The following is a 24,682-nucleotide window of genomic DNA, read 5'->3' as shown; positions in this document are numbered from 1 at the left end:
AGCCCCCGTCTCTGTACACGGCGGCCACCGGCGACAAAAAGAAACCCCGCCGGGAGGCGGGGTTTCAATGAGCGAGGTTGCGAAGGGGCTCAGAGTCCGCCTGGGCCGCAATCCTTGGCCAGGAAGCTCTCCATCAAGCCCAGGGCTTGCTGCTGGTGGCGGTAGTACCACGGCATGCTGTGAGGCATGTCGGCGATCAGCTCGAACTTGGCCGGGACCTTGTCCTTGACAGCATCGTAGAAGCCGCGGGCATGGAAGGAAGGTGTGCGTACATCGCGATCGCCCACGTACAGCAGGACCGGGACGTTGGCCTTGTCCGTATTGAGCATGGGGTCCATACCCTTGACGGTCCGGCCCTGCAGGATCCGCTGCAGGCGGCTCTCGCTCCATGACCAACCCAGCTTGGTCAGGTCGGTCACAGGCGCGCCGGAGATTGCGCACTGATAGGGACTGTTGGGTCGGACCACGGCCGCCGCTGCAGCGAAGCCGCCGTAGGAATAACCGAAGATGGCCAGGCGTTCGGGATCGGCGATGCCCTGCTTGACCAGCCAGGCGGCGCCGTCGTCCTTGTCATCCTGCATTTTCTGGCCCCATTCGGCGTCGCCAGCCAGCCACAGCTTGCGGCCGAGGCCACTTGACCCACGATACTGAGGACGAAGTACGGCGTAACCCCGCGAAGTGAGGAACGGCACCCAGCCTGACGCGTCCCAGCCACCGTAGTCACGGGCCCAGGGACCGCCGTGCGGATGAATGATGGTGGGCAGCGGGCCATCGCTTTCCTTCCAGCCGGCCGGCAGGTCGAGGAGGGCAGGGATGCTCAGGCCATCACGGGCGGGATAGTTGACCCAGCGCTGCTCCCCAATCTGCTTGGAGTCGATCCAGGGACGCTCGTCGCCGAGATCAACTACACGCTTGCGATCGATCAACAAGCGATAGCTGGATGCCTGCTGCGCACTTTCGGTGGTGAACAGCACCCGTGACAGATCGTTGTTGTAACCGGTGATGGCGACCGTGCGGCCGGGATAGGCCTTCTTCAAGCCGGCGTGGATCGAGGTCAGTTCGGGGTCGACGTACGTCGCCTCCGGTTCCGGACCATCGACGACAAAGCCGAGCACGCGGTTGAAGTTGCTTGGTTGCGAGCCCAGGATCAGGCGGCTGATCGAGAACTTGGGGTGGGCGATCAGTGGCTCGCTATCAAACTTGCGCGTTGCCGGGTCGTACATCCATGCCTGCACCAGATCCGAAAACATGTCGGTCAGTACATAGAATTTGCCGGTCTGCTCGTCGATGCCCACGATGTCGACGGCATTGCGCTCGCTGAGTTTGCTGGTAAGCGGCTGGTGTACCTCGAATTCGCCCGCCTTGTTGCGGATGAGGATGCGCTGCTCGTATTCGCCAGGCGAGATCGGTTCCAGCTGGCTACGGGTCAGTAGTTCGCCATTGCGCGGATTGAACAGGCCGGGGCTTGTACGGCTGTTGGCGCGGAACAGCAGCTTCGTGTCGTTGGTGCGCAGGTTGTACAGGTAGTAGGCGCCGCTGAGCGACAGGCCGCTCGTCTGCGAAATGATGACATTGTCCGGATCCAGCGGCAGGGTATGTACCAGGTTGGCCGTGCCGGCGATCTCGAGGCAGCGCTTCAGATCCTCGCCAACGCCGAGGCGCCGGGTGTTGTCCGCGAACGCCTCGTCGAACTTCTGCTGCTTGACATCAGTCAGATACGGTTTGACGACGAACGTCTTGGTCGCGCCAACCGTGCTGCCTTCGCCGCAGCCGCCCAACTGCCCGGTCCACTCCTGGCGCCCCAGCACGAGTACCCGGTTGGCTTTCATCGCATTGGCGGCGATGAACTTCATCCTGTCGCCGGAGGGCGTGATGACCGAGCCCGCATCCAGATCGTCCAGATTCCAGGTCGCCAAACCTGTTTCCTGGTTGTTGGAGCCGGGCATCGCCACGATGGCAACCAAGTTCTTGCCATCCGTGCTCATGGACACGGACTGGATGTTGGGCAGGCGTGCGAAGGATTCGATCGGAATCGCTTCTCGAGCTGTGGCGGTGCCGGTGATCAAAAGCAATGACGCAACGATCAAATATCCCTTTCCAATCTTCATGGTCTGTTTCGTACCCTGGAGTCTTATGAAATGGCGCCAATGGACGGTTGATGCTGTCCGATGATCCGATACTGAACATCTCGTTCAGACATTGGCTTGCGGGCCAGAGTAGTGCAGCGGGCGCGGACAGGAAAGTCCCTCGTTCTTGAGTATGAGATGATCCGTGCCCGCCCTGCCGATGCGCGCGGTGCTTTCTCGACGCACTGGCACGCACTTTTGCCACGTCCCGAGTAGCGTTTCCATGTCAGTTCGAGTCCACGCCGTCCAGGGCGCCCTGTCCCCGCACCCCCGCGTCCGCAACGTCATCGCAGTCGGCTCCGGCAAGGGTGGGGTGGGGAAATCCACCACGGCGGTGAACCTGGCCCTGGCGCTGGCTGCCGACGGGGCGCGGGTCGGTGTGCTGGATGCCGACGTCTATGGGCCCAGCGTGCCGGCCATGCTGGGCCTGTCGGGGCGGCCGGACAGCCCGGACAACAAATCGATCGAGCCGATGCGGGCGTTCGGGGTGGAGGCCATGTCCATCGGGCTGCTGGTGGATCAGGACACCCCCATGATCTGGCGCGGACCGATGGCCACGTCGGCGCTGATGCAGCTGTTCAACGACACCCTCTGGGGCGATCTGGACTATCTGCTGATAGACCTGCCGCCGGGTACCGGCGACATCCAGCTGACGCTGGCGCAGAAGATCCCGGTCGCGGGGGCCGTCATCGTGACCACGCCCCAGGACATCGCGACGCTGGACGCCAAGAAGGCGCTGAAGATGTTCGAGAAGGTCGAAGTGCCGGTGCTGGGTATCGTCGAGAACATGGCCGTCCACACCTGTTCGAACTGTGGCCACGTGGAGCACCTGTTCGGCCAGGGCGGCGGCGAGCGGATGGCGGCGCAGTACGGCGTGCCGCTGCTGGGGTCCTTGCCGCTGGACATCGCCATCCGCGAGCAGGGGGATGCCGGGCGGCCTGTCGTCGTGGCCGCACCGGATTCGCCTGCGGCACAGGCTTACCGGCAGACCGCGCGGGTCATGGCGGCGACGCTCGCGCTCAGGCCGCGGGCGACCGTGCCCATCGCCTCGTCGCTGGTCTAGCGGCCAGCCGAAGACGGCGGGCCGGGGCCCGCCCTACAATTCCCCGTCCGTCGCGCGCCGCCCGCGCGACCTTTGTCCCCCAGACCAGGAATTGCATGAGCATCAAGAGCGACCGTTGGATCCGCCGCATGGCCGAACAGCAAGGCATGATCGAACCGTTCGAGCCGGGGCAGGTGAAGCAAGTCAACGGCGAACGGATCGTCAGCTACGGCACCTCCAGCTACGGCTATGACGTGCGCTGCTCGCGCGAATTCAAGGTGTTCACCAACATCAATTCCACCATCGTCGACCCCAAGCACTTCGACCCGAAGAGCTTCGTGGACATCGAAGCCGACGAGTGCATCATCCCGCCCAACAGCTTCGCGCTGGCACGCACGGTGGAGTTCTTCCGCATTCCACGCGACACACTGGTGGTCTGCCTGGGCAAGAGCACCTACGCGCGCTGCGGCATCATCGTCAACGTCACCCCGCTGGAACCGGAGTGGGAAGGCCACGTGACGCTGGAGTTCAGCAACACGACGCCGCTGCCGGCACGCATCTACGCCAATGAAGGCGTGGCGCAGATGCTGTTCTTCCAGTCCGACGCCGACGATGTCTGCGAGACCAGCTACAAGGACCGTGGCGGCAAGTACCAGGGCCAGACGGGCGTGACGCTGCCGCGCACCTGAGCGTCTCTCGATCACGTTGAAAGGAATCAGCATGCAGACACCGCCGCAGATGCCGCAAGATCCCTACCACGCTCCCGACGCCGATGTTGCCGGTCCGCACGGCGCGGGGGCACCGGATTCCGATTTGCGCTGGCTACGGTTGGCCGCCGTGCTGATCGATGGCTGCATCGGGCTCGTGGCGATCGTGCCGCTGATGTTTGTCGGAGGCTACTGGCAGGCGGCATTCGAAGCGGGACGGTCCGGTGGTCTCGGGCTGATGCCGCTTGGTACGACGCTGCTATGGGCCGTGATTGGCTTTGTCGTGTTCGTGCTCATCCAGGGTTACCCCTTGCACGCGACGGGCCAGACCTGGGGCAAGAAGCTGCTGTCCGTCAGGATCGTCGATCTGCAGGGCAACAAGCCTTCGTTGGTGGACCTGTTGGTGAAGCGCTACCTGCCGACGCAAGCCATCGCCAATATCCCGTGCCTGGGAATGCTGTACGTGCTGGTCGATTCGTTGATGATCTTCCGCCAGGACCAGCGCTGTCTGCACGACCTGATCGCGGGCACGCGCGTCATCCGCGCCAACTGATAGAACGTCGTCGCGTCAGTGCTCCGCGCCGGCCGCAAGGCGGGCATCCATGCGTGTATTCAGCGCCACCTTCACGGCAAGACGGAGCGCTTCGGTCACCGTCTCCACCGCCACACTGGGTGTGCCGGGATGCATGGATGCCTGGGCAGGCGAGTAGGGGATGTGGATGAAGCCCGCGCGGACGATGCGTTGGCGCCGCAGCGCATGCATTAGTCCGTAGAACACGTGGTTGCAGACGTAGGTGCCGGCGGTCTGCGAAACCTCCGCTGGAAATCCCGCTGCGTTCAGCGCGTGGCGCATGGCTTTGACCGGTAGCGTCGAAAAGTAGGCGGCCGGACCCTCCGCGACCACCGGCACATCGACCGGTTGCTGGCCCGTATTGTCGGGAATGCGTGCATCGTCGATGTTGATCGCGACGCGCTCGAGCGAGAGCTGCGCGCGACCGCCGGCCTGGCCGACGCAGATCACCAGCGCAGGGCGCATGTCCCTGAGCGCGGCGCGCAGCGCTTTCAGTGACGCGCCGAACGCGACCGGCAACTCGCGCGCCACCACACGATGCCCGGCGATGCGCGTGCCGTGCAGCGCGGACACCGCCTGCCAGCTGGGATTGACCTGTTCACCACCGAACGGCTGGAAGCCGGTCAGCAGCACCGTGCGCGTCATCGTCATCGGATATCCCGGCGGCGGAGGATCAACGGAAACACAGCCAGGCCATCAGCAGCACGTTGGTGCCCATCAGCCACAGTCCGGTGGCGGCCTGCGCGCGGATCACGCCGTACTGGTCGTCCAGCCCCAGCAGCACCGCCGGCACGATGTTGAAGTTGGCGGCCATCGGCGTCAGCAGCGTGCCGCAGTAGCCCGTCAGCATGCCGATCGCCCCCAGGATGGCCGGGTCGGCACCATGCCGTTGCACCAGCAGGGGCAGCCCGATGCCGGCCATCATCACCGGGAACGCGGCAAACGCATTGCCCATGATCACGGTGAACACCACCATCCCCAGCGCGAAGGCCAGCAGGCAGGCCATGCGGCTGTCGGCGGGAATCACCATCGAGACCAGCGATGCCACCGCTTCGCCCACGCCACTGGCCGCGAATACGCCGCCCAGGGTCGCCAGTACGAGTGGCAACAGCGCCGCCCAGCCCAGCGTGTCCAGTAGCCGCCGGCCTTCGTCCGCGGCCTGCAACGCACGCTGGCGCGTCACCACCATCGCCGCGAGCGCGGAGACCGTGCAGGCCAATGCCAGCCCGGTCAGCGTGAGGCCGGTGGAAGCGAACAGCGGTGTTCCGCCAAGCGATACGTGCGGCCCGACCACCACCACCAGGATGGTCAGCGCGGGTATCAGCAGCGCGGGCAGGAACAGGCGGTGTCCCAGCCGCAGCGCGGAGGCGAGGCGCTCGGCTTCGGGTGCTTCATCCTGCGGTTCCCGGCGCATGCGCGTGGCCAGCAGCGCGAGCGCGATGACCGCGGCACCGGCGAACTGCGCGGGCAGCGGGTCGCCGGCCTTGCTTGCGCGCAGTACGTGTCCGCCACCCGCGAACAGCAGCGCGATCAGGCCCCAGAACGCGGCGTGCGCATACCGGTGCTGGCGGAGGTTCCGCCACCCTGCGTAGGCCAGGAAGGCCGCCAGCAGCAGGTAGAACTGGTCAATCGACAGCATCGCTGCGCTCCTTCGGCACGGCGTGGCGATCCAGCCGGCGCTGGAACAGCACGATGCGCACCGCGTGGATGACGAACGCGGCAATCGCCGTCGGCAGCGCCCACAGCGCGATCTGCAGCGGCTCCAGCTCGATGCCGTGCTGGGCATAGAAGCCTTGGATCAGCAGCACCGCGCCGAACGCCAGGAAGACGTCCTCGCCGAAGAACCGGCCGATGTTGTCGGTGGCGGCGGCCATCGCGTGCACGCGTTGCGCTTCCTCGCGCTGCAGGGGCGCACGGGTCTTTTCCGCAGCCGATTCGGCCATGGGGGCCAGCAGCGGGCGCACGGTCTGCGCATGGCCGGCGATGTCGATCAGCCCGACCATGCTGAGTCCCTGGCGCACCAGCAGGTAGCCCGCCAGCAGCCGCGACAGTGTCAACCCGCGCAGCCCCGCGATCCAGCGCAGCGCGTGCTCGCGCAGACCTGCGCGTTCCAGCAGTCCGATGGTGGGCAGGGTCAGCGCGAACATCAGCAGCGCGCGATTGGAGACGAAACTTTCCCCCAGCAAGGCCAGCAGTTCGGGGATCGACTTGCCCGCGGCCACGCCGCTGACCAGGCCCGCGCCGACCACCACGATCACCGGGTTGAAGCGCAGCACGAAGCCCACCACCACCACCGCGATGCCCAGCAATGGCCAGTAGTTCATGCACGTCGCTCCATGGTGCGGACCGCGAAACCCGCGGCCTCGATGGCTTCGCGCAGCGCACGCGCGAAAGTCGCGGCGTCGGCGCGGTCGCCATGCAGGCAGATGCTGTCGGCGTGCAGGGGTACTGGAGGTCCGGTGCGAGAGACCACTGCACCCTCCCGCAACATCCGGGTGACCTGCGCCACCGATGCTTCGACGGAAGGCAGGCATGCATCGGCATGGGTGCGCGGCGTCAGGCTGGCATCGGATTCGTAGCGGCGCTCGGCGAAGGCTTCATGCGCCACCTTCAGGCCCAGTCGTTCACCGGCGGCAGTGAGCGCGCTGCCGGAAAGTCCGTACAGCACCAGGCCGGGATCGTGGTCGTACACGGCCTGCGCGATGGCGCCCGCGAGCGCCGCATCCTGCGCCGCCTGGTTGTACAGTGCGCCATGCGGCTTGACGTGGTGCAGACGTCCCCCGGCGGCACGCACGAAGCCATCCAGTGCCGCGATCTGGTACAGGGTGAGCGCATACGCGGCGGCGGGTTCGATCGCATGCGGAATGCGGCCGAAGTTGTCGCGGTCCGCATGCGACGGGTGCGCGCCGATCGCCACGTCGTTGGCCAGGCACAGCGCCACCGTCTTCTGCATGGTGAGCGGCGACCCGGCATGGAAGCCGCAGGCGATGCTGGCCGAACTGATGAAGGGCAGGAGCGCGGCATCATCCCCGCAGTCCTCGCCCAGGTCGCAGTTGAAATCGATGTCGCGCGTTGCGTGCATGCGTTGAGCGTACCCCAGGCTTACAGGCGTTGTGCGATGGCCAGCCGCAATCGCGCCAGCCGGTGCTGGTACCCGAGCGCGAGTGCGCGGGCTTGCCGCAGGTCGATAGGTTCGAAGTGGACGGATTCGCCTGGGCGCAGCTGGGCCGCCCGGCCCAGGTCGCAGGCAACCACATGGCCCAGGCGCGGGTAACCGCCCACCGTCTGTGCATCGGCGAGCAGCAGGATCGGCTGCCCGTCGGGAGGAAGTTGCAGTGTGCCGACCGCCACCGGCTCGGAGATGCCGCTGCCGTCCTGGGCTTCAAGCGGTGCCCCGTCCAGTCGAAGACCCTGCCGGTTGCTGTTCGGATGGACGCGCCAGCGCTGCGTACCGAGCGCCGACGCTGCTGCGTGATGCAACGGGACATAGCGCAGCACGTGCCGATCCACGGTCCACGGATCGTCGGGATCTATCCACCAGGCAGGAAACCGCGGCTGCGGAGCGGCAGCATGTGCGCTGCCGGCAGGCAACAGGTCGCCGGCACGCAAAGCACGCCCTTCATGACCGCCGAAGCCGCCGCGCAGGTCGGTGCTGCGGCTGCCCAGCGTCGGTGCGACATCCATGCCGCCGGTCATCGCCAGCCAGGCGCGCGCGCCGTCGCGTACCGCACCCAGTTTCAGCTCTCCGGCCGGCACATGGATCGGTCGACCCATCGGCAAAGGCAGGTCATTCCACGAGGCCTGCACGTGTGCGCCCACCAGTGCGATGAGGGAGGGGCGGGGCAGGCGAAGGCGTGGCCCCTGCAGCACGATCTCCAGCCCCGCGCAGGATTCCGCGTTGCCGACCAGCCGGTTGGCCAAAGCGAGCGCGGACGGATCCAGCGCGCCGGCGCGCGCAACGCCCAGGTGACGCCAGCCGGTGCGGCCCTGGTCCTGCACGGTGGTCTGCACACCCGGTGACAGCACTTCCCAGCGGCTCATGCGGCACCCGCCAGCGCGGCGAAGGCTTGCGCATCGATCGGCACGAAGCGGACCTCATCACCCGGAAGCAGCAACGAGGGCGCATCGCGCAGCGCATCGAACAGCACCAGTGGCGTGCGTCCGAGCAGGCGCCAGCCACCGGGGCTCGCATGCGGATAGATGCCGGTCTGCGCGCCGCCCACGGCCACGGAACCGGCGGGTACGCGTGCGCGCGGCGTCGCCATTCGCGGCAGCGCGAGCGCGGGATCCAGGCCCAGCAGGTAGGGGAATCCCGGCGCGAAGCCGATCATTGCGACGCGATAGAGCGGTGCGCTGTGGCGCGCGATCAGCTCGGCTTCCGCCAGCCCGAGTTCACGTGCGGCCGCTGCGAGGTCCTCGCCGAAACCGGCGCCGTAGCACACCGGAATTTCGTGCAGCGTAGGCGTCGCATTCTCGAGGGGCGACGGCGGATCCGACCACCCGGCCACGGCCTGCGCGATCACCTCACGGGGATCCTCGCCCGGCATGTACGCGCTGTCGAAAAACACGCCGAGGCTGGCGTAGGCCGGCACCAGGTCGCGCAGCCATGCGGGTGCCAGGCGGCGCAGATGAAGGGCCAGCGCATGCACGCGCTGGTTGGTGGCGCCGTCGATGCCATCGCCGAAGCGCACCAGCAGCGCATCGTCACCCAGCAGTTCGATCAGGGGGGCGCTCATCGCAGCCGTTGCTGCCAGCGGGCAACCTCGTCAGCCAATGCCCCGGGGGCGTGCCGGACCGCCGCGCCGCTGCCCCACACCGGCCCCGGCCATGCCGCATCGCCCTCATGCCGTCCGACCAGGTGGACGTGCAGTTGCCGCACGATGTTGCCGAGTGCACCAATGTTGAGCTTCTGCACGCCATCCTGAGCACGGATCAGGTGGCCCGCCTGATTGATCTCGGCCAGCAGCAGGCGTTGCTGGCCGCCGTCCAGTTCCAGCCATTCGGTGACGTCTGCGACGCGCGGCACCAGCACCAGCCAGGGGAAACGCATGTCGTCCATCAGCCGGACTTGCGACAGCGGGCCGTCGGCGATGAAAACACTGTCGGCGGCCAATCGCGGGTCGAGGACGAAGTCGCTCATGAAAGGTGGGTCCTGAAGAAATCGAGCGTGCGCTGGCGCGCCCTCTGGGCACTGGCGGGATCATAGTCGGCGCGCAGGTCGCAGTTGAACCCGTGTCCGGCGGGGTAGGTATGCACGGCCATCTGCGGAAGGGCGTCGCGATGCGCCTGCACCATGTCCTGTGGGATGGAGGCATCCTGTTCGCCGAAATGGAACATCACCGCTGCGCGGGGCGTCTCACCCAGGAACGGCAGGTTGCGCGCGCCGTAATAGCTGACAGACGGCAGGCCCAGCCGCAGCGCGGCGAGCAGAGCGACCGTACCGCCCCAGCAATAGCCCACGCTGCCGATCCTGCCCTGGCCCGCCAGCGCATCGGCCGCGGCGCGGGTGATGTCGGATGCGCGCTCCAGGCCCAATGCACCGATCAGGACCTTGCCGCGCGCGATGCCGTCGGCATCGTAGTCCAGTTCCACGCCGTGCTCGACCGGGTCGAAGTAGGCAGGTGCCAGCGCGACATAGCCCTCGCGCGCAAACCCTTCGGCCACGGTGCGGATATGCGGATTGACGCCGAAGATCTCCTGCACCACGACCAGCGCGCCGCGCGGTGTTCCCTGAGGATCGGCCCGCCAGGCATGGATGCGGCCATGCGGGGAATCGAAATGGGTCCAGTAGCCCATGCATGCGGTCCGGTCGTGGGGAACGGGACAGTGTAGGGCGCGCGCGGCGGGGCTGTGTGCCGGGGCTGGCTGAACGCTCCAGCCCTGGCCGCCGGTGGCCGGAGGCTATAATCCGCGCCCCGTACATGCCGCCGCCGTACTCCCCATGTCCCTGCAGAACCCCAAGGTGGGCTTCGTCAGCCTCGGCTGCCCGAAGGCCCTGGTCGACTCCGAACGCATCCTCACCCAGCTCCGCGTGGAGGGATACGACATCGTGCCGACCTATGACGCAGCCGACGTGGTGGTGGTGAACACCTGCGGCTTCATCGACTCCGCCGTAGCCGAATCGCTCGACGCCATCGGCGAGGCGATGAACCAGAACGGCAAGGTCATCGTCACCGGCTGCCTGGGCAAGCGCCCGGAGCAGATCCGCGAGCAGTACCCCGATGTGCTGGCGATCAGCGGCCCGCAGGACTACCAGAGCGTCATGGAAGCACTGCATGCGGCGCTGCCGCCGAAGCACGATCCGTTCGTCGACCTGGTGCCGGACTACGGCATCAAGCTGACGCCGCGGCACTACGCCTACCTGAAGATCTCCGAAGGCTGCAACCACCGCTGCAGCTTCTGCATCATTCCGTCGATGCGCGGCGACCTGGTGTCGCGTCCCGTCGACGATGTGCTGCGCGAGGCCGAACGCCTGGTGCGAGGCGGGGTGAAGGAACTGCTGGTGGTGTCGCAGGACACCTCCGCGTACGGCGTCGACGTGAAGTACGCCGAGCGCGAGTGGCGCGGCAAGGCGTACCAGACGCGCATGAAGGCACTGTGCGAAGGGCTGGGCGAACTCGATGCATGGGTACGCCTGCACTACGTCTATCCCTATCCGCACGTGGACGACGTTGTCCCGCTGATGGCCGAAGGCAAGGTGCTGCCGTACCTGGACATCCCGTTCCAGCATGCCAGCCCGCGCATCCTCAAGCTGATGAAGCGCCCCGGCGCTGTCGACAAGACGCTGGAGCGGGTGAAGCGCTGGCGTTCCATCTGCCCCGACATCACCCTGCGCTCGACGTTCATTGTTGGCTTCCCGGGGGAAACGGACCAGGAATTCGAGGAACTGCTGCAGTTCCTCGACGAAGCGCAATTGGATCGCGTCGGCGCGTTCGCTTATTCGCCGGTCGAAGGCGCCGCCGCGAACCTGCTGCCGGATCCGGTGCCGGAAGAAGTCAAGCAGGAGCGCCTGGCGCGCTTCATGGAGAAGCAGGCGGAGATCTCCGCCGCCCGTCTCGAGGCCAAGATCGGCACCGTGCAGCAGTGCCTGGTCGACCTGATCGAAGACGACATCGCCGTGGCGCGCTCGAAGGCCGATGCGCCGGAGATCGATGGCCTGGTGCACATCCAGAATGGCGGCGAGCTGGGTTTGCGCGTCGGCCAGTTCGTCGACGTCGAGATCACCGAGAGCGACGAACACGACCTGATCGGTGATGCCATCGCCGGAACGGCGGGCACGCCGCTCGATCTCAAGGTGCTGTGACCGCGCCAGCGACAGGAGCACACGCGGGCAATGGCCGGCGTCGTTTTGTCGCGCCCTTGCGTGAGCAGGTGGATGTCGCGTGTTTCCGGCATCCCTTGTTCGGCGGGTATGGCGAGCACCTGGACCTGGTGACGGCCACACGATGGCCGGATACCGAAGCCCTCAATGCGCGGATGCCGCCGTCGGGGCATCGCTTCGTGATGCAGGACGCGACCCTGCTCGCCGACGGGCTGCACTACGAAGCACGCATCGCACAAGGGCGCATCGCAACGCGCGCAGAGAACTGGCACGACCTGTTCAATGCCATGGTCTGGATGCGCCACCGGGCCCTCAAGCACGCCCTCAACCAGCAGCAGTGCCGACATATCGCACGAATGGGGACACGTGAGCGCAGTCCTGCCCAGCAGGCGCTGACCCAGTTCGATGAAGCTGGTGTCATCGTGCAGGTGCGTGACCCGGTGCTGCTGGATCTGTGGGACCGACACGACTGGGCGGCGCTGTTCCATGCGGATGCCGGGCGCTGGCGCAGCGGCGACATCGTGGTGGCTGCCGTGGTGGGGCATGCGCTGATGGAGCAGATGCTGGTGCCGGGGCGCCTGCTGGTCGGCAAGTGCCTGGTGGTGCTGGGCGATCCGGTCGACGGTGTCGCGCGCGTGGCCGATGCGATTTCAGCCGGTGCGATCCTCGTCACTCCGGCGGACCTGCGGCCCCTGCCGTTGGCCGGCATCCCGGGATGGCACTCGGACCAGAGTGAAACGTTCTATGCGCAGGGCGACTACTTCCGGCCGTTGCGGAATGGTCGCGTCTACCCGCGACCGCTGTGAAGATCAGCCCGGGTAGCTGACATCCACCAGCACGAAGTGGGTGATGCCGCCGGGTAGCTCCACGGCGAACTCGTCATCGACACGCTTCTTCAGCAGTGCGCGTGCCAGTGGCGAGTCGATGCTGATCCAGCCGAGGGTTGCGTCGGTCTCGTCGGGTCCGACGATGCGGTAACGCGAGACTTCGCCGCTGGCGAGGTTTTCCAGCTCGATGGTGGCGCCGAAAAACACGGCTTCCGGATCGCTGGGTGCGGTGTCGACCACGCGCAGCGCTTCCAGCCGCTTGCTCAGATAGCGCACGCGACGATCAATCTCGCCGAGCTGCTTCTTCCGGTACGTGTACTCCGCATTCTCCGAGCGGTCCCCCTCGGCGGCGGCGGCGGCGAGCGCCTTCACCACTTCAGGGCGCCTGACGCGCCACAGATCGTCCAGTTCCGCTTTCAGGCGATCGTGGCCTTCGCGAGTGATCAGGGCGGTGCTTTTCTCGCCCGGCGGGCGCCAGCGCGACACGTCAGCGATCCCCGGCGGTGTCCGCGCGCCGCAGCGTGCGCCCGCGCGGATCGTCGACCGGTTCGATGCAGCTGCCTGCGGTCAGCGCCAGCAGGTCGTCGTCATGGATCGCGAATTCCTGCGCCGGCTGATCATCGTCCGGCGTGAGCTGCACGCAGGTGCCGTTCCAGGTCACCGACCATCGGCCGGCGTGTGTCGGCGCAGCCTGCAGGTCGTCCTGGCAATGCGCCTGCAGGGTGTAGCGTCCGTCGGCGCGCAGGTCCAGCAGCACGTTCTGCATCACGCAACCGGTGGACGGCAGACTGCCGAAGAACGGACCGGCGAAGGTCGCCGGTGTCGGATTGGCGGCCGAAGCCGCCAGCGACAGGGCGATGCCCGCCATGACGAAAAACCACTTCATGCGCATGCGATCAGCGTCGCCCGCCGAAGATGCTGCCCAGGATGCCGCGCACGATCTGGTTGCCCAGCTTGGTGCCGATGGTGCGGGTGGTCTGCTTGGCCATCGTCTCGATCATGCCCTGGCGGCGCTTGGTGCCGAACACCGCATCCTTCACCGTCTGGCCGAAGCCGCCGGCATCCGGATCGTCCTTCTCGGTCTTCGCGGCGGGCGCATTCGCGGTTTCCATCGCCGATTCCGCACGCTTGGCCAGCATCTCGGCAGCGGATTCGCGATCGATGGAGGTGTCGTACTTGCCGCCCACCGGACTGCCGTTGCGCACCTGCTGCCGTTCGCTCTCGTTGATCGCCCCCATGCGGCAGCGGGGTGGCGACACCATCGTCTGCTGCACCGGTGCTGGAATTCCCTTGTCCTGCAGCGTGGACACCAGCGCTTCGCCGGTGCCCAGCTTGGAGATGGCCTGGGCCACGTCAAGCTTCGGGTTCGGCACGAATGTTTCCGCCGCCGTCTTGACCGCCTTCTGGTCGCGCGGGGTGAAGGCACGCAATGCATGCTGCACGCGGTTGCCCAGCTGGCCCAGGATGTTGTCCGGCACGTCGTCGGGGAACTGCGAGCAGAAGTACACGCCCACGCCCTTCGAGCGGATCAGGCGCACGACCTGTTCGATGCGCTGCTGCAGGGCGGCGGGTGCATCGTCGAACAGCAGATGCGCTTCGTCGAAGACGAATACCAGCTTGGGCTTGTCCAGGTCGCCGACTTCCGGCAGCGTCTCGAACAGCTCCGACAGCAGCCACAGCAGGAAGCTGGAATACAGGCGCGGCTTCAGGATCAGCTGGTCCGCGGCCAGGATGCCGATCACGCCGCGGCCGTCGGTGTTCGTGCGCATCAGGTCGGCCAGTTCCAGCGCCGGCTCGCCGAAGAACATCTCGCCGCCTTCCTGTTCCAGCCGAAGCAGGGCGCGCTGGATGGCACCCACCGACTGCGTGCTGACCAGGCCGTAACTGGTGGAGATGTCCTTGCGCTCGGCGGCAACCAGGCCCAGCAGTGCACGCAGGTCTTCCAGGTCGAGCAGCAACAGGCCGCGGTCGTCGGCCAATTTGAACACGATGTCCAGCACGCCGCTCTGGGTATCGTTCAGTTCCAGGATGCGCGAGAGCAGCGTGGGACCCATCTCGCTGACCGTGGTGCGGACAGGGTGGCCCAGCTTGCCGTACAGATCCCAGAAAATGACCGGGTTAGCGCCGGGGGTGTAGTCGGCGATGCCGATGTCCGTCGCGCGCTGCATGACACGCTCGCTGCCGTCGCCGGCAGCGGCCAGGCCGGCCACATCGCCCTTCACGTCGGCCATGAACACGGGTACACCCATGCGCGAGAAGCCCTCGGCCAGCGTCATCAGCGTGACCGTCTTGCCCGTGCCCGTCGCGCCGGCCACCAGACCGTGCCGGTTGCCGAACTTCGGTTGCAGCGTGACCGGAATGTCGTCCGTGACGCCCTTGCCCAGCAGGATGGGATCCATGTTCAACCTCGCGTGATGATGCCCGGATTCTAGCGGCTGGATGCTGCATCGGGGGAAACGTTCCATGACGTACGACCTTGCCCGGGGCGCACGGCGGGGGCTACCCTCCCGACTCACACTCTGGATGCTCACCTGATGTCGTTTGCGGTTCCTTCCTGTCTGCGCTGTTGGCCCGTTGCGGCCGCCCTTTCCCTGCTGCTGGTCTCGCCTGTTTCACTGGCCCAACGGGTGTCCGCGCGTGACCGCGCTGCCGCCGACGCGCTTGAACAACGCATGGCGGCCGCAGAAAAACGTTACCGCGATGGCCTGGTGCTGGTGGCCAACAGCGATCCGCGTGGCGCCAGCGAGAGTGACGCGGCGCTGGAGGACATGGAGGATGTGCTGGATGCCTGCATCAAGCAGCGCGGCTGCCAGGTGCCCACCTTGCTGGCAACGTACAAGCGCCTGCTCAAGGGCAATGCCGATGCGCAGGGTGAAGATGATGCAAGCGAGGGCGAAGCGATCGATGCGCTGGACGACGGCACCGACCACGCCATTCCGGCGGGCACGCCGGTGCCGGAGACGGCCCGCACCACGGCGTTGCTCAACGACCAGCGGCACGCGTTCGATCGCATGGTGGAGTACAACCCGGCGGTCCAGGCCGGCATCCGCCGCTGGCTGACCGACATGCGCCCGGCGTTGATCGACAGCTACGAGAACTACCAGAACATGCGTTCGGACCTGTATCCCGCGTGGGAGCGCAGTGGCCTGCCGGAAGCCTTGCTGTTCGGCATCATGGCCAAGGAGTCGAACGGCCGCGTGCATTCGACTTCGCGCGCGGGCGCGGCGGGCCCGATGCAGTTCATGTTCCACACCGGTGCTCGCTTCGGACTCGGCCGCGATGCGAGCGGCTTCGATACGCGCTACGACCCGTATGCGTCCGGCCAGGCCAGTGCGGAATACATGAACGAGCGCATGCGCGGCCTCAACAACAACATCGAACTGGCGCTCGCGGCCTACAACGGCGGTGAAGGCCGGGCGGCCCGCGTCTATCGCGAGAACAGCGGCCTGGGTTTCTGGGACGACGTGGTCTACAGCCAGTTCCCCGGCGAGACGCGCGACTACGTGCCGATGGTGATCGCGGCGGCGTGGCTGTTCCTGCACCCGCGCCAGTACGGCCTCGAGTTCCCGAAGGTCAACGCGCAGCCGGCACCGCTCAAGCTGGCGCGCGACGCATCCATCTACGAACTGACCATCTGCCTGGGCAACGGCGGCACGCGCGAGGGTTACATGCGCACGCTGCGCAACCTCAATCCGCGCTACCAGCCGGAAAGCTGGATCCCGGCCGGCACCACGTTGAAGGCCAATACGCGCATCGTCGGCCTCTACAACCGTCATTGCGTCAGCGGCCCGCGCGCCGAACTGGCCCGCACGCTGGTCAATGCGGATCCCGCCGCCGCGATCCGGCGCACGCGGCTGACAGGCAGCGTTGCGGTGGGCGACGTGACGCCGGTGGCGGGCGTACCGACCACGGTCGCCACCGGTGAACCCAAGCCGGCGGAACCCAGGAAAGAGCAGGCGCGCGAGTACCGCGTCGCCAAGGGCGATACGCTGGGCCGGATCTCGCAGCGCTTCCAGTGCGACCTCAAGAAACTGGCGCAGGCCAACAGGCTGAAGGCGCCGGCCTACTCGGTGCGGCCCGGCCAGGAACTGAAGCTGGAAAGCTGCAGGAAGTAGACGAACGATGGCCACGGACGGCAACCGATACCTCCGGACCACCGCGATCGTCGCCAGTGCAGCGCTGGCGATCGTCGGCGCGGAAGTCGCCGGCCTGCGCGGGCTGCACTACGTCTTCAAGCCGCTGACGACGCTGCTGATCCTGGCGATGGCCCTGCGTCTGTCGCCGGCCGGACCCGCAGGCTACCGGCGCCCGATCGTAATCGGCCTGCTGCTGTCCACGCTGGGCGATGTGTTCCTGATGTTGCCTTTCGACGGTTTCGTGTTCGGCCTGGGGAGCTTCCTGCTGGCGCATACCGCCTACCTGGTCGCGCTGAGGAAGCGGGGCGGGTGGTGGCGCGTGCGCTGGCCGCTGCTCGCGTATGCCGTCGTCGCGTCGCTGGTGTTGGCGTGGTTGTGGCCGGGGTTGCCCAGTGAACTGAAGGCGCCGGTGATCGTCTATGTCGTCGCGCTGGCTGGCATGGCGGCGCTGGCGGCCAGTGTCTGGCGGGAGCGCGGGGGCAACGCCGCGCGCATCGCCGCGATCGGCGGTGCATTTTTCGTATGCTCGGATGCACTGCTGGCGCTGGACAGGTTCAGTGCGCCGCTGCAGGGCGCAAGCCTGTGGGTATTGACGACGTACTGGATCGCGCAGTGGTGCATCGCGCGCTCGGTCGGCGAAGAGCCGGTATCGGCCCGGGAAAGATCATGATCAAGGAAGAAGTGGAAGCCGAAGTTCGCGTGCCGTCGCGCCTATGGTCGGACGGATTGCCGCGCTGGATCGGAGGGCGCGGGTTCAACGGCGTCATGCGAGCGTTGGCGTGGGTGGTCGGGATCGCAGCGCTACTCACCGCGGCTGGCGCGTTGCCGAATTCGCATCCGCTCCCCGTGTTCACGTGCCTGGTGATGGTCCTGCCAGCCATCGCGATCCACGAGGCTGGCCATGCATTGGCGGCACGCTGGCACGGCATGCGCGTGATAGAGATGCACATCGGGTTGCTGAACATCATGCCGTTGAGCCGGGGACTGCGCTGGCGGCTGGCGTCGCCACCCAAAGGCGTGGGGGGCTTGGTCAATTCGGTTCCCGATCCGTCACGGCCGCTGAAGCCCGCCATGCTCTGGCTGATGGCGGGCGGACCTCTGGCCAATCTCGTGGCGGCCCTGGCGAGCCTGCCTCCCGCGGTGTGGGGAGCCTCGCCCTGGTCGGACTACGCGACCGCCTTCCTGATGATCAATCTGGGGGGCTTCCTTGCCAACCTTGTTCCCTTCCGGGGACGACACCATGTCAGCGACGGTTGGCAGTGGCTGCAGTGGCGGCACGTGTGGTCGGAGGGGGCGCGTGAGGTCAGCGTGCTGACGCTCACCTCCTTGTCGGTGTGGGGCGTCACCGCGGAGCGGGTGCCCGGTCCGCTGCTACGCCAGATCGAGTCGCTTGGCCCGGGAGGCGTACTGCTGGTCGCGTGGACACGCCTGAAGGCATCGCAGAACGTCGGCGACTGGACGGTCGTCGATGAGATCGACAGGACTACCACGGACGTGATGGCCCAAGTTCCCCCTGAGGAGCAGTCGGGCTTCAAATGGATCCTCGCCTGGCTGCAAGTCGAGTCAGCGTTCTCCCGCGCCGTGATCCAGCGTGACGCGCGTGCGCTGCTCGCCTTGCCGCTGGGGCGCGAAATGCGCTGGCGTGCGCCACACTTGCCACACCGGTTCGCCGCCCTCGCGTGCGCGCTGGACGGGAATCGCGCGGGTTGCGCGGCACATTCGGTCCGGGCGCGCGTGGCGGCGCAGTCCAGCCTCGATCTCGCGCTGCACGAAAGCGAAGGCCGGATCGTCGCTCATATCGAGGCCTTGCTCGATCCGTCACCCGGCGACCCCGTTCCGCGGATCAGTGCCGCATCGTCAATCGCTGGCCCAGCCGTACCAACGATGCCGATGTGAGCGCCGGCGCAGCGTCACCACACCTGGCGGCAGCACGATCACCCTGGATCCGCGCCTCGCTGGAGTGAGGCGTCGAGGCGAGAAACGCATCGCAACGCGCCAGAATCCGTCCGCTACCTGCCGAGTCGGGCGAGGGCCTGGCCCAGGCGAACAGGGGATTCGGCCTTCAGTTCCGGCGCGAGTCCGGCCACGCCTGGGGGCAGCAGCACGATGACGGTCGAGCCGTAATTGAACCGCGCCATCTCGGCGAAGCGCTCCAGCGTGACGCCCTTGCCGCGGTAGTCCTTGCGCGTGATCGCGCTGCCATAGGCGGGAATCTCTTCGCCGCTCCACACCGTCTCCACGCCGGAGACCAGCAGCGCGCCGACCATCACCGACACCATCGGACCGAAATCGGTGTCGAAGTGGCAGACCAGGCGCTCGTTGCGCGCGAACAGGCGCGGCACGTTGGCCACCGCATCGGTGCCCACGCTGAAGAGACGGCCGGGGACATGCACCGTCTCGCGCAGCGTGCCTGTCCACGGCATGTGCACACGGTGGTAGTCGCGCGGCGACAGGTAGACGGTGGCGAACAGACCGTTGCGGAACGGTTCCGCGGCCGCCGCATCGCCGAGCAGTTCGGCGGCGGTGAACGACTGGCCCTTGGCCTGGAAGATGCGGCCGTCCTCGATGGGACCGCACTGGCTGATATGGCCGTCGGCCGGCATCAGCAGCGCGCGCGGATCGGCGTCGGCGACGCGCGCACCGGGCTTCAGCGCGCGGGTGAAGAAGGCGTTGAAGCTGGGATACGCCTTGGGATCGGGCTCGGCGGCTTCGCCCAGGTCGACGTTGAACTTCCGCGTCACCGTGTCGATCAGCCACTGCTTGGTGCCGGGCGACGTCGAATACGCCAGTCGGCGCGCCAGCGACGACAGCAGGCGGTGCGGCAGGACGTAGGTCAGCGAGGTCAGCAGGCTCATTTCGCCGACGCCTCGGTCAGCGCACGCATGTCCGCGGCGATCGCCTTCGGCTGGAACGGCGGGCGGATCAGGCCGGCCAGGCGTCCCTGCTGGTCCAGCACGCCGATCGCGGAGGAGTGGTCCATGCTGTAGTCGTTCGGGTTCTGCTCGAACCCGTCACCGGGCACTTTCATGAAGACGAAGCCCAGCGACTTGGCGAAGTTCTCCAGCGTCGGGACATCCGCCGTCGCGGCCATCGTGTCGGGATGGAAGGCATGCGCGTACTCGCCGATGCGGGTGGGCGTGTCGCGTTCCGGGTCCACGGAGACGAACAGCACGCGCGGGCGGGTGGAGTCGGGCAGGTCCTTCCACTGGGCCTGGGCCTGGGCCAGTTCGGCCAGCGTGGTCGGGCAGACATCCGGGCAGAAGGTGAAGCCCAGGAATACCAGCGTCCAATGGCCTTTCAGCTCGCCGTCGGCCAGCTGGGTGCCGTCGGACTGGCGCAGCGAAAAGGGTGGCAGCGGGCGCGCCTGCGGGAACAGGGTCACCGTCTGCGTGGCCGGCCATTGCGTGGCGGGCGTGACGGGGCCGAAGAACTTCTGTGCGGCCAGCAGGCCCAGGCCGGCGGCGAGCGCCAGGACGAGGATGAGGCCGATCTTCTTGTTGAACATGCAGTGGGATTCCCACGAGGAGGAGGGCACGGCCGGCGGGCCGGAGCCGCATGGGCGCGGCATGAAGGCCGCCATGATACCGGGGCAGCCCCTATAATCGGCGGCCTTCGCCGTCCCGGCGTCTTCACAAGCCTTGCCATGACCGCCGACGTCGCCGCAGAACTGCATACGATCATCGACCTGATCCGCTACGGCGCCAGCCGTTTCAACGCCGCCGGCCTGACCTTCGGCCACAGCTACGACAATGCGCTGGACGAAGCCTCGCACCTGGTGCTGCACACCCTGCACCTGCCACCCGATCTCGGCCCGGCCTATGGCCAGGCACGGCTGACGACGGCGGAGAAAGCGAAGATCCTGGGGCTGTTCGAGCGCCGCGTGGATGAGCGCGTTCCGGTGGCCTACCTGACCGGCGAAGCCTGGTTCGCGGGCCTGAGCTTCAAGAGCGATGCGCGCGCACTGGTGCCGCGTTCACCGATCGCCGAGCTGATCGAATCGGGCTTCGAGCCCTGGCTGGGCGGCCGCGAAGTGAACCGCGCGCTGGACCTGTGCACGGGCTCGGGCTGCATCGCCATCGCGATGGGCCACTACAACCCGGACTGGCAGGTCGACGGCGTCGACATCAGCGACGACGCGCTTGCGCTGTCGGCCGAGAACAAGGCGCGCCTGCATGCCGACAACGTGCACTTCATCAAGTCCGACCTGTTCGGCGGCCTGACCGGCCGCCACTACGACCTGATCGTCACCAATCCGCCTTATGTCACCAACGACGAGACCGACGCGCTGCCGAAGGAATACTCCTACGAGCCGGAACTCGGCCTGCGGGCAGGCGACGACGGCCTGGACCTGGTGCTGAAGATCCTGCGCGATGCGCCGCTGCACCTCAGCCAGGACGGCCTGCTGATCTGCGAAGTGGGCGAGTCCGAGCGTGCGCTGGTGAAGCTGCTGCCCGACGTCGAGTTCGCCTGGATCGAATTCAAGGTGGGGCAGATGGGCATCTTCGCCGTCGAATGCGCGGAGCTGATCCGCCACAACGCGCGCATCACCGCGCTCGCCGCCACGCGAAAATAACGCGCCGGGACCCCGCGCTGCGCGCGCAGCGGTTGCGCCTGCAACCGTCGCGGCCGGCGTTGGCGCACTGCACAATAGGGCGGCCGGCGTGCGATGCTTCGACGCCCGGCACGGATGGTTCCACAGCGGAGCGGCGCTTGAGCAGCAACAGTTTCGGAAAACTCCTCACGGTCACCACGTTCGGCGAATCGCACGGGCCGGCGATCGGCTGCGTGGTCGACGGCTGCCCGCCGGGGCTCGAGATTGCGCCGGAGGAATTCCGCCACGACCTGGAGCGCCGCGCCACCGGCAAGTCGCGGCACACCTCCGCGCGCCGCGAGGCCGATGAGGTCGAGATCCTCAGCGGCGTCTACGAAGGCCGCACCACCGGTACGCCGATCGCGCTGCTGATCCGCAACACCGACCAGCGCAGCAAGGACTACGCGGACATCGCGCGGCAGTTCCGTCCCGGCCATGCCGACTACACCTACTGGCAGAAGTACGGCATCCGCGACCCGCGTGGCGGCGGGCGCTCGTCCGCGCGCGAAACCACCATGCGCGTGGCCGCCGGCGTGATCGCGAAGAAGTGGCTGCTGCAGCGGTACGGCGTGATGGTGCGCGGTTACCTGTCGCAACTCGGGCCGATCACCCCCGACGGTTTCGACTGGAGCGCGGTGGAAGACAATCCGTTCTTCTGGCCGCATGCCGCGCAGGTGCCGGCGCTGGAAACCTACATGGACGCGCTGCGCAAGTCGGGCGATTCCATCGGCGCACGCGTCAATGTCGTTGCCGATGGCGTGCCGGCCGGCTGGGGCGAGCCGATCTACGGCAAGCTCGACGGCGACCTGGCGGCCGCATTGATGAGCATCAACGCCGTGAAGGGCGTGGAGATCGGTGACGGCTTCGCGGCGGTCACCCAGAAGGGCACCGAGCATCGAGATCTGATGACGCCGGCGGGCTTCCTGTCCAACCATGCGGGCGGCATTCTCGGCGGCATATCGACCGGCCAACAGGTCACCGCCTCCATCGTGTTGAAGCCCACCTCCAGCCTGCGCTTGCCGGGTGCCACGGTGGACGTGGACGGCAACACGGTGGACGTCATGACCACCGGCCGCCATGACCCGTGCGTCGGCATCCGCGCCACGCCGATCGCCGAGGCGATGATGGCGCTGGTGCTGATGGACCAGGCGCTGCGCCACCGCGCGCAATGCGGCGACGTGGGTGACGTGCCGCCGCACGTTCCCGGCAGCGTCGATGGCTGAGCTGCGGCCGCGTGTCTGGGTGTCGCAGCCGCTGTTCGACGACATCGTCGGACGGCTTGCCGCGCACTTCGACGTGCGTTCGACGGCGGAAGTCACCGAATACACGCCGCAGGCCATCACCGCGGCATTGCGTGACAGCGCGGGTGCGCTGGTGACGCTGAACGAACGCATCGGTCTCCGGGAAATCGCCGATGCGCCGCAATTGCGCGCCATCGCCAACGTCGGCGTGGGCTACAACAACCTTGACATCGATGCGCTGACACGGGCGGGCATCGTCGCGACCAATACCCCGGAGGTGTTGACCGAGACCACCGCCGACTTCGGTTTCGCGCTGCTGATGGCGACCGCGCGACGCATTACCGAGGCCGAGCGCTGGCTGCGTGACGGGCAGTGGCAGCAGTGGTCGTTCGGTACGCTGCTTGGCGCCGACCTGCATGGCAGCACACTGGGCATCGTGGGCATGGGTCGCATCGGGCAGGGCATCGCACGGCGCGCGCGTGGCTTCGACATGCGCGTGCTGTACCACAACCGCAGTCGCCTGCCGCAGGCGATCGAGCAGGAGTGTGGCGCGGCCTACGCCGGCTTCGACGACCTGCTCGCACGGGCCGACCACGTGATGCTGGTGTTGCCGTACTCGCCGCAGGCACACCATCTGGTCGACGCGTCGGCGCTGGCGAAGATGAAGCCGACGGCCACGCTGGTGAACATCGCGCGCGGCGGCATCGTCGATGAGGTGGCACTGGCCGACGCGCTGGCCAGCGGCCGGCTGGCCGCTGCAGGGCTGGATGTCTACGAAGGCGAACCGGCCGTGCGCCCGGAGCTGCTGGCGCTGCGCAACGTGGTGCTGACCCCGCACATCGCCAGCGCCAGCCTGGCCACGCGACGCGCGATGGTCTCGCTGGCGGTGGACAACCTGATCGCCGCGCTCGGTGAAGGCCCGGATGCGGGCAATCCGCCGACGCCGGTCAATCCGGATGCGCTGGCCATTGCCGGCACCACCAAAACCATTATCGCCAAACGACAGGGAGCCTGAGGCACGCCCGCAGGTTCCCCGAACACAGCCAACACGTGTCTGCTGTCTTCATTCCCTTCTTCGCGAAAACCCATCCATGAGCAACCAGAACCGAACCTTCAACGTCGCCGTCGTGGGCGCCACCGGCGCCGTCGGCGAAACCATGTTGTCCATCCTGGCCGAACGCAACTTCCCCGTCGGCAAGCTCGTCGCACTGGCCTCCGAGCGCTCCGCCGGCAGCACCGTCGAGTTCAACGGCGAGAAAATCACCGTGCAGGACCTGGCCACCTTCGATCCCGCCGGCATCGACATCGCGCTATTCTCCGCAGGCGGCGGCATTTCCAAGGAGTTCGCGCCGAAGTTCGCTGCGGCAGGCGCCGTCGTCATCGACAACTCCTCGGCGTTCCGCTACGACGCCGACATCCCGCTGGTCGTCAGCGAGGTGAATCCGGAGCAGGTGCAGAACCGCCCGCGCGGCATCATCGCCAACCCGAACTGCTCGACCATGCAGATGCTGGTGGCACTGGCCCCGATCCATCGCAAGTACGGGATCGAGCGCATCAACGTGGCGACCTATCAGTCGGTGTCCGGTGCTGGCCGTTCCGCGCTGGAAGAGCTTGGCCGCCAGACCGGCGCGCTGCTCAACTTCCAGGACCCGGATCCGCAGCGCTTCCCGGTGCAGATCGCCTTCAACCTGATCCCGCATATCGATGATTTCCTCGACAACGGCTTCACCAAGGAGGAGATGAAGCTGGTGTGGGAGACGCGCAAGATCCTCGGCGACGACAGCATCCAGGTGAATCCCACGGCGGTGCGTGTGCCGGTGTTCTACGGGCACTCCGAAGCCGTGGCCATCGAGACCCGCGACAAGATCACCGCCGCCGAGGCGCGCGCGCTGCTGGAAGCCGCCCCGGGCATCGAAGTCGTCGATGACCGCGCGCCTGGCGGCTATCCCACGCCCGTCACCCACGCCTCCGGCACCGACGCCGTCTACGTGGGCCGCATCCGCGAGGACATCTCGCATCCGCGCGGGCTGAACCTGTGGATCGTGTCCGACAACATCCGCAAGGGCGCGGCCCTGAATGCCGTGCAGGTGGCGGAACTGGTGGCGAAAAACGGCTGAGCG

The 24,682-nt window shown here is 67.1% G+C and carries 26 protein-coding genes; 12 read left to right on the top strand and 14 right to left on the bottom strand.

What is annotated here, in order from left to right; genetic code table 11:
- Window positions 1–89: 89 nt before the first annotated feature.
- A complete protein-coding gene (locus ACIPRS_RS10925) occupies window positions 90–2,108 on the bottom strand; it encodes an alpha/beta hydrolase family protein (protein ID WP_446538573.1) in 2,019 nt (672 codons plus the stop codon).
- Window positions 2,109–2,349: 241 nt separating this feature from the next.
- Between ACIPRS_RS10925 and apbC the strand changes: the two genes are divergently transcribed.
- The 3 genes from apbC (at window position 2,350) to ACIPRS_RS10910 (ending at window position 4,428) form a co-directional block, all read left to right on the top strand.
- Window positions 2,350–3,189, top strand: a complete 840-nt coding sequence (gene apbC, locus ACIPRS_RS10920; RefSeq protein WP_446538572.1) for an iron-sulfur cluster carrier protein ApbC — start codon at window positions 2,350–2,352, stop codon at window positions 3,187–3,189.
- A gap of 95 nt (window positions 3,190–3,284) precedes the next feature.
- Complete coding sequence (gene dcd, locus ACIPRS_RS10915; RefSeq protein WP_062353420.1) at window positions 3,285–3,857, top strand: dCTP deaminase; 573 nt, start codon at window positions 3,285–3,287, stop codon at window positions 3,855–3,857.
- 31 nt (window positions 3,858–3,888) lie between these two features.
- Window positions 3,889–4,428 carry an RDD family protein gene (locus ACIPRS_RS10910; RefSeq protein WP_337731044.1) on the top strand — a complete coding sequence of 180 codons (540 nt, stop codon included), beginning with the start codon at window positions 3,889–3,891 and terminating at the stop codon, window positions 4,426–4,428.
- A gap of 15 nt (window positions 4,429–4,443) precedes the next feature.
- Here ACIPRS_RS10910 and pcp read toward each other — a convergent pair whose 3' ends face one another.
- The 8 genes from pcp to ACIPRS_RS10870 are packed head-to-tail and all read right to left on the bottom strand — an operon-like array spanning window position 4,444 to window position 10,242.
- Window positions 4,444–5,097: a pyroglutamyl-peptidase I gene (gene pcp / locus ACIPRS_RS10905; protein WP_446538571.1), complete on the bottom strand. Its 654-nt coding sequence runs from the start codon at window positions 5,095–5,097 to the stop codon at window positions 4,444–4,446.
- Window positions 5,098–5,119: 22 nt separating this feature from the next.
- Window positions 5,120–6,085: a DUF979 domain-containing protein gene (locus ACIPRS_RS10900; protein ID WP_446538570.1), complete on the bottom strand. Its 966-nt coding sequence runs from the start codon at window positions 6,083–6,085 to the stop codon at window positions 5,120–5,122.
- Window positions 6,072–6,770 (bottom strand): DUF969 domain-containing protein, encoded by a 699-nt coding sequence (locus ACIPRS_RS10895; RefSeq protein ID WP_446538569.1) that lies wholly within the window; start codon window positions 6,768–6,770, stop codon window positions 6,072–6,074. The genes ACIPRS_RS10900 and ACIPRS_RS10895 overlap by 14 nt, the downstream gene beginning before the upstream one ends.
- Window positions 6,767–7,528: a LamB/YcsF family protein gene (locus ACIPRS_RS10890; protein WP_446538568.1), complete on the bottom strand. Its 762-nt coding sequence runs from the start codon at window positions 7,526–7,528 to the stop codon at window positions 6,767–6,769. Before ACIPRS_RS10890 ends, ACIPRS_RS10895 begins: the two co-directional genes overlap by 4 nt.
- 20 nt (window positions 7,529–7,548) lie before the next feature.
- Window positions 7,549–8,487, bottom strand: coding sequence for a 5-oxoprolinase subunit C family protein (locus ACIPRS_RS10885; protein ID WP_446538567.1), 939 nt, complete (start codon window positions 8,485–8,487; stop codon window positions 7,549–7,551).
- Window positions 8,484–9,182: a 5-oxoprolinase subunit PxpB gene (gene pxpB / locus ACIPRS_RS10880; protein WP_337731038.1), complete on the bottom strand. Its 699-nt coding sequence runs from the start codon at window positions 9,180–9,182 to the stop codon at window positions 8,484–8,486. The genes ACIPRS_RS10885 and pxpB overlap by 4 nt, the downstream gene beginning before the upstream one ends.
- Window positions 9,179–9,586, bottom strand: a complete 408-nt coding sequence (locus ACIPRS_RS10875) for an HIT family protein (protein WP_337731037.1) — start codon at window positions 9,584–9,586, stop codon at window positions 9,179–9,181. The genes pxpB and ACIPRS_RS10875 overlap by 4 nt, the downstream gene beginning before the upstream one ends.
- Window positions 9,583–10,242: a dienelactone hydrolase family protein gene (locus tag ACIPRS_RS10870; RefSeq protein ID WP_446538566.1), complete on the bottom strand. Its 660-nt coding sequence runs from the start codon at window positions 10,240–10,242 to the stop codon at window positions 9,583–9,585. The genes ACIPRS_RS10875 and ACIPRS_RS10870 overlap by 4 nt, the downstream gene beginning before the upstream one ends.
- Window positions 10,243–10,387: 145 nt before the next feature.
- Here ACIPRS_RS10870 and rimO point away from each other — a divergent pair, with 145 nt between their 5' ends.
- The gene (rimO, locus tag ACIPRS_RS10865; RefSeq protein ID WP_337731035.1) at window positions 10,388–11,749 is read left to right on the top strand and encodes a 30S ribosomal protein S12 methylthiotransferase RimO; all 1,362 of its coding nucleotides are present in this window, start codon (window positions 10,388–10,390) and stop codon (window positions 11,747–11,749) included.
- On the top strand, window positions 11,746–12,573 hold the full coding sequence (locus ACIPRS_RS10860; protein ID WP_446538565.1) for a DUF3025 domain-containing protein: 828 nt from the start codon (window positions 11,746–11,748) through the stop codon (window positions 12,571–12,573). Before rimO ends, ACIPRS_RS10860 begins: the two co-directional genes overlap by 4 nt.
- Before the next feature lie 3 nt (window positions 12,574–12,576).
- Here the strand turns inward: ACIPRS_RS10860 and greB are convergent, their stop codons facing one another.
- The 3 genes from greB to ACIPRS_RS10845 are packed head-to-tail and all read right to left on the bottom strand — an operon-like array spanning window position 12,577 to window position 14,993.
- Entirely contained in the window at window positions 12,577–13,080 is a 504-nt protein-coding gene (gene greB, locus ACIPRS_RS10855; RefSeq protein ID WP_446538564.1) for a transcription elongation factor GreB, read from the bottom strand.
- A 1-nt stretch (window position 13,081) separates the two neighbouring features.
- Window positions 13,082–13,480 carry a copper resistance protein NlpE N-terminal domain-containing protein gene (locus ACIPRS_RS10850; RefSeq protein WP_446538563.1) on the bottom strand — a complete coding sequence of 133 codons (399 nt, stop codon included), beginning with the start codon at window positions 13,478–13,480 and terminating at the stop codon, window positions 13,082–13,084.
- Window positions 13,481–13,490: 10 nt separating this feature from the next.
- Window positions 13,491–14,993 (bottom strand): helicase HerA-like domain-containing protein, encoded by a 1,503-nt coding sequence (locus ACIPRS_RS10845; protein ID WP_446538562.1) that lies wholly within the window; start codon window positions 14,991–14,993, stop codon window positions 13,491–13,493.
- A gap of 135 nt (window positions 14,994–15,128) precedes the next feature.
- Between ACIPRS_RS10845 and ACIPRS_RS10840 the strand changes: the two genes are divergently transcribed.
- Genes ACIPRS_RS10840 through ACIPRS_RS10830 form a run of 3 tightly spaced genes read left to right on the top strand, consistent with a single transcriptional unit; the run spans window position 15,129 to window position 18,626 of the window.
- The gene (locus ACIPRS_RS10840) at window positions 15,129–16,709 is read left to right on the top strand and encodes a transglycosylase SLT domain-containing protein (RefSeq protein WP_446538561.1); all 1,581 of its coding nucleotides are present in this window, start codon (window positions 15,129–15,131) and stop codon (window positions 16,707–16,709) included.
- 7 nt (window positions 16,710–16,716) lie between these two features.
- Entirely contained in the window at window positions 16,717–17,400 is a 684-nt protein-coding gene (locus ACIPRS_RS10835; RefSeq protein WP_446538560.1) for a lysoplasmalogenase, read from the top strand.
- Window positions 17,397–18,626, top strand: a complete 1,230-nt coding sequence (locus ACIPRS_RS10830; RefSeq protein WP_446538559.1) for a M50 family metallopeptidase — start codon at window positions 17,397–17,399, stop codon at window positions 18,624–18,626. Before ACIPRS_RS10835 ends, ACIPRS_RS10830 begins: the two co-directional genes overlap by 4 nt.
- A gap of 113 nt (window positions 18,627–18,739) precedes the next feature.
- On the opposite strand, the gene asd is transcribed toward ACIPRS_RS10830, so the two are convergent.
- Both asd and ACIPRS_RS10820 read right to left on the bottom strand, forming a co-directional pair.
- Window positions 18,740–19,585 (bottom strand): archaetidylserine decarboxylase, encoded by an 846-nt coding sequence (asd, locus tag ACIPRS_RS10825; protein ID WP_446538558.1) that lies wholly within the window; start codon window positions 19,583–19,585, stop codon window positions 18,740–18,742.
- Window positions 19,582–20,235: an SCO family protein gene (locus ACIPRS_RS10820; RefSeq protein WP_446538557.1), complete on the bottom strand. Its 654-nt coding sequence runs from the start codon at window positions 20,233–20,235 to the stop codon at window positions 19,582–19,584. The genes asd and ACIPRS_RS10820 overlap by 4 nt, the downstream gene beginning before the upstream one ends.
- Before the next feature lie 138 nt (window positions 20,236–20,373).
- Between ACIPRS_RS10820 and prmB the strand changes: the two genes are divergently transcribed.
- The 4 genes from prmB (at window position 20,374) to ACIPRS_RS10800 (ending at window position 24,679) form a co-directional block, all read left to right on the top strand.
- The gene (prmB, locus tag ACIPRS_RS10815; RefSeq protein WP_446538556.1) at window positions 20,374–21,303 is read left to right on the top strand and encodes a 50S ribosomal protein L3 N(5)-glutamine methyltransferase; all 930 of its coding nucleotides are present in this window, start codon (window positions 20,374–20,376) and stop codon (window positions 21,301–21,303) included.
- 137 nt (window positions 21,304–21,440) lie between these two features.
- The gene (gene aroC / locus ACIPRS_RS10810; protein WP_446538555.1) at window positions 21,441–22,544 is read left to right on the top strand and encodes a chorismate synthase; all 1,104 of its coding nucleotides are present in this window, start codon (window positions 21,441–21,443) and stop codon (window positions 22,542–22,544) included.
- Window positions 22,537–23,577, top strand: coding sequence for a 2-hydroxyacid dehydrogenase (locus ACIPRS_RS10805; protein ID WP_446538554.1), 1,041 nt, complete (start codon window positions 22,537–22,539; stop codon window positions 23,575–23,577). Before aroC ends, ACIPRS_RS10805 begins: the two co-directional genes overlap by 8 nt.
- 76 nt (window positions 23,578–23,653) lie before the next feature.
- Window positions 23,654–24,679, top strand: a complete 1,026-nt coding sequence (locus ACIPRS_RS10800) for an aspartate-semialdehyde dehydrogenase (protein WP_446538553.1) — start codon at window positions 23,654–23,656, stop codon at window positions 24,677–24,679.
- The last annotated feature ends 3 nt before the right edge of the window (window positions 24,680–24,682 follow it).

The organism is Pseudoxanthomonas sp. LARHCG66, from assembly GCF_052871755.1.
Note: the sequence above shows the minus strand (reverse complement) of the source record. Positions and strands in the feature narration are given on the sequence as shown.

Excerpts from the sequence above, each read along its gene's own strand:
- ACIPRS_RS10925 (WP_446538573.1), bottom strand. The coding sequence starts at position 2,108 with ATGAAGATTGGAAAGGGATATTTGATCGTTGCGTCATTGCTTTTGATC.
- apbC (WP_446538572.1), top strand. The coding sequence starts at position 2,350 with ATGTCAGTTCGAGTCCACGCCGTCCAGGGCGCCCTGTCCCCGCACCCC.
- dcd (WP_062353420.1), top strand. The coding sequence starts at position 3,285 with ATGAGCATCAAGAGCGACCGTTGGATCCGCCGCATGGCCGAACAGCAA.
- ACIPRS_RS10910 (WP_337731044.1), top strand. The coding sequence starts at position 3,889 with ATGCAGACACCGCCGCAGATGCCGCAAGATCCCTACCACGCTCCCGAC.
- pcp (WP_446538571.1), bottom strand. The coding sequence starts at position 5,097 with ATGACGATGACGCGCACGGTGCTGCTGACCGGCTTCCAGCCGTTCGGT.
- ACIPRS_RS10900 (WP_446538570.1), bottom strand. The coding sequence starts at position 6,085 with ATGCTGTCGATTGACCAGTTCTACCTGCTGCTGGCGGCCTTCCTGGCC.
- ACIPRS_RS10895 (WP_446538569.1), bottom strand. The coding sequence starts at position 6,770 with ATGAACTACTGGCCATTGCTGGGCATCGCGGTGGTGGTGGTGGGCTTC.
- ACIPRS_RS10890 (WP_446538568.1), bottom strand. The coding sequence starts at position 7,528 with ATGCACGCAACGCGCGACATCGATTTCAACTGCGACCTGGGCGAGGAC.
- ACIPRS_RS10885 (WP_446538567.1), bottom strand. The coding sequence starts at position 8,487 with ATGAGCCGCTGGGAAGTGCTGTCACCGGGTGTGCAGACCACCGTGCAG.
- pxpB (WP_337731038.1), bottom strand. The coding sequence starts at position 9,182 with ATGAGCGCCCCCCTGATCGAACTGCTGGGTGACGATGCGCTGCTGGTG.
- ACIPRS_RS10875 (WP_337731037.1), bottom strand. The coding sequence starts at position 9,586 with ATGAGCGACTTCGTCCTCGACCCGCGATTGGCCGCCGACAGTGTTTTC.
- ACIPRS_RS10870 (WP_446538566.1), bottom strand. The coding sequence starts at position 10,242 with ATGGGCTACTGGACCCATTTCGATTCCCCGCATGGCCGCATCCATGCC.
- rimO (WP_337731035.1), top strand. The coding sequence starts at position 10,388 with ATGTCCCTGCAGAACCCCAAGGTGGGCTTCGTCAGCCTCGGCTGCCCG.
- ACIPRS_RS10850 (WP_446538563.1), bottom strand. The coding sequence starts at position 13,480 with ATGAAGTGGTTTTTCGTCATGGCGGGCATCGCCCTGTCGCTGGCGGCT.
- ACIPRS_RS10845 (WP_446538562.1), bottom strand. The coding sequence starts at position 14,993 with ATGGATCCCATCCTGCTGGGCAAGGGCGTCACGGACGACATTCCGGTC.
- ACIPRS_RS10840 (WP_446538561.1), top strand. The coding sequence starts at position 15,129 with ATGTCGTTTGCGGTTCCTTCCTGTCTGCGCTGTTGGCCCGTTGCGGCC.
- ACIPRS_RS10835 (WP_446538560.1), top strand. The coding sequence starts at position 16,717 with ATGGCCACGGACGGCAACCGATACCTCCGGACCACCGCGATCGTCGCC.
- ACIPRS_RS10830 (WP_446538559.1), top strand. The coding sequence starts at position 17,397 with ATGATCAAGGAAGAAGTGGAAGCCGAAGTTCGCGTGCCGTCGCGCCTA.
- asd (WP_446538558.1), bottom strand. The coding sequence starts at position 19,585 with ATGAGCCTGCTGACCTCGCTGACCTACGTCCTGCCGCACCGCCTGCTG.
- ACIPRS_RS10820 (WP_446538557.1), bottom strand. The coding sequence starts at position 20,235 with ATGTTCAACAAGAAGATCGGCCTCATCCTCGTCCTGGCGCTCGCCGCC.
- prmB (WP_446538556.1), top strand. The coding sequence starts at position 20,374 with ATGACCGCCGACGTCGCCGCAGAACTGCATACGATCATCGACCTGATC.
- ACIPRS_RS10805 (WP_446538554.1), top strand. The coding sequence starts at position 22,537 with ATGGCTGAGCTGCGGCCGCGTGTCTGGGTGTCGCAGCCGCTGTTCGAC.
- ACIPRS_RS10800 (WP_446538553.1), top strand. The coding sequence starts at position 23,654 with ATGAGCAACCAGAACCGAACCTTCAACGTCGCCGTCGTGGGCGCCACC.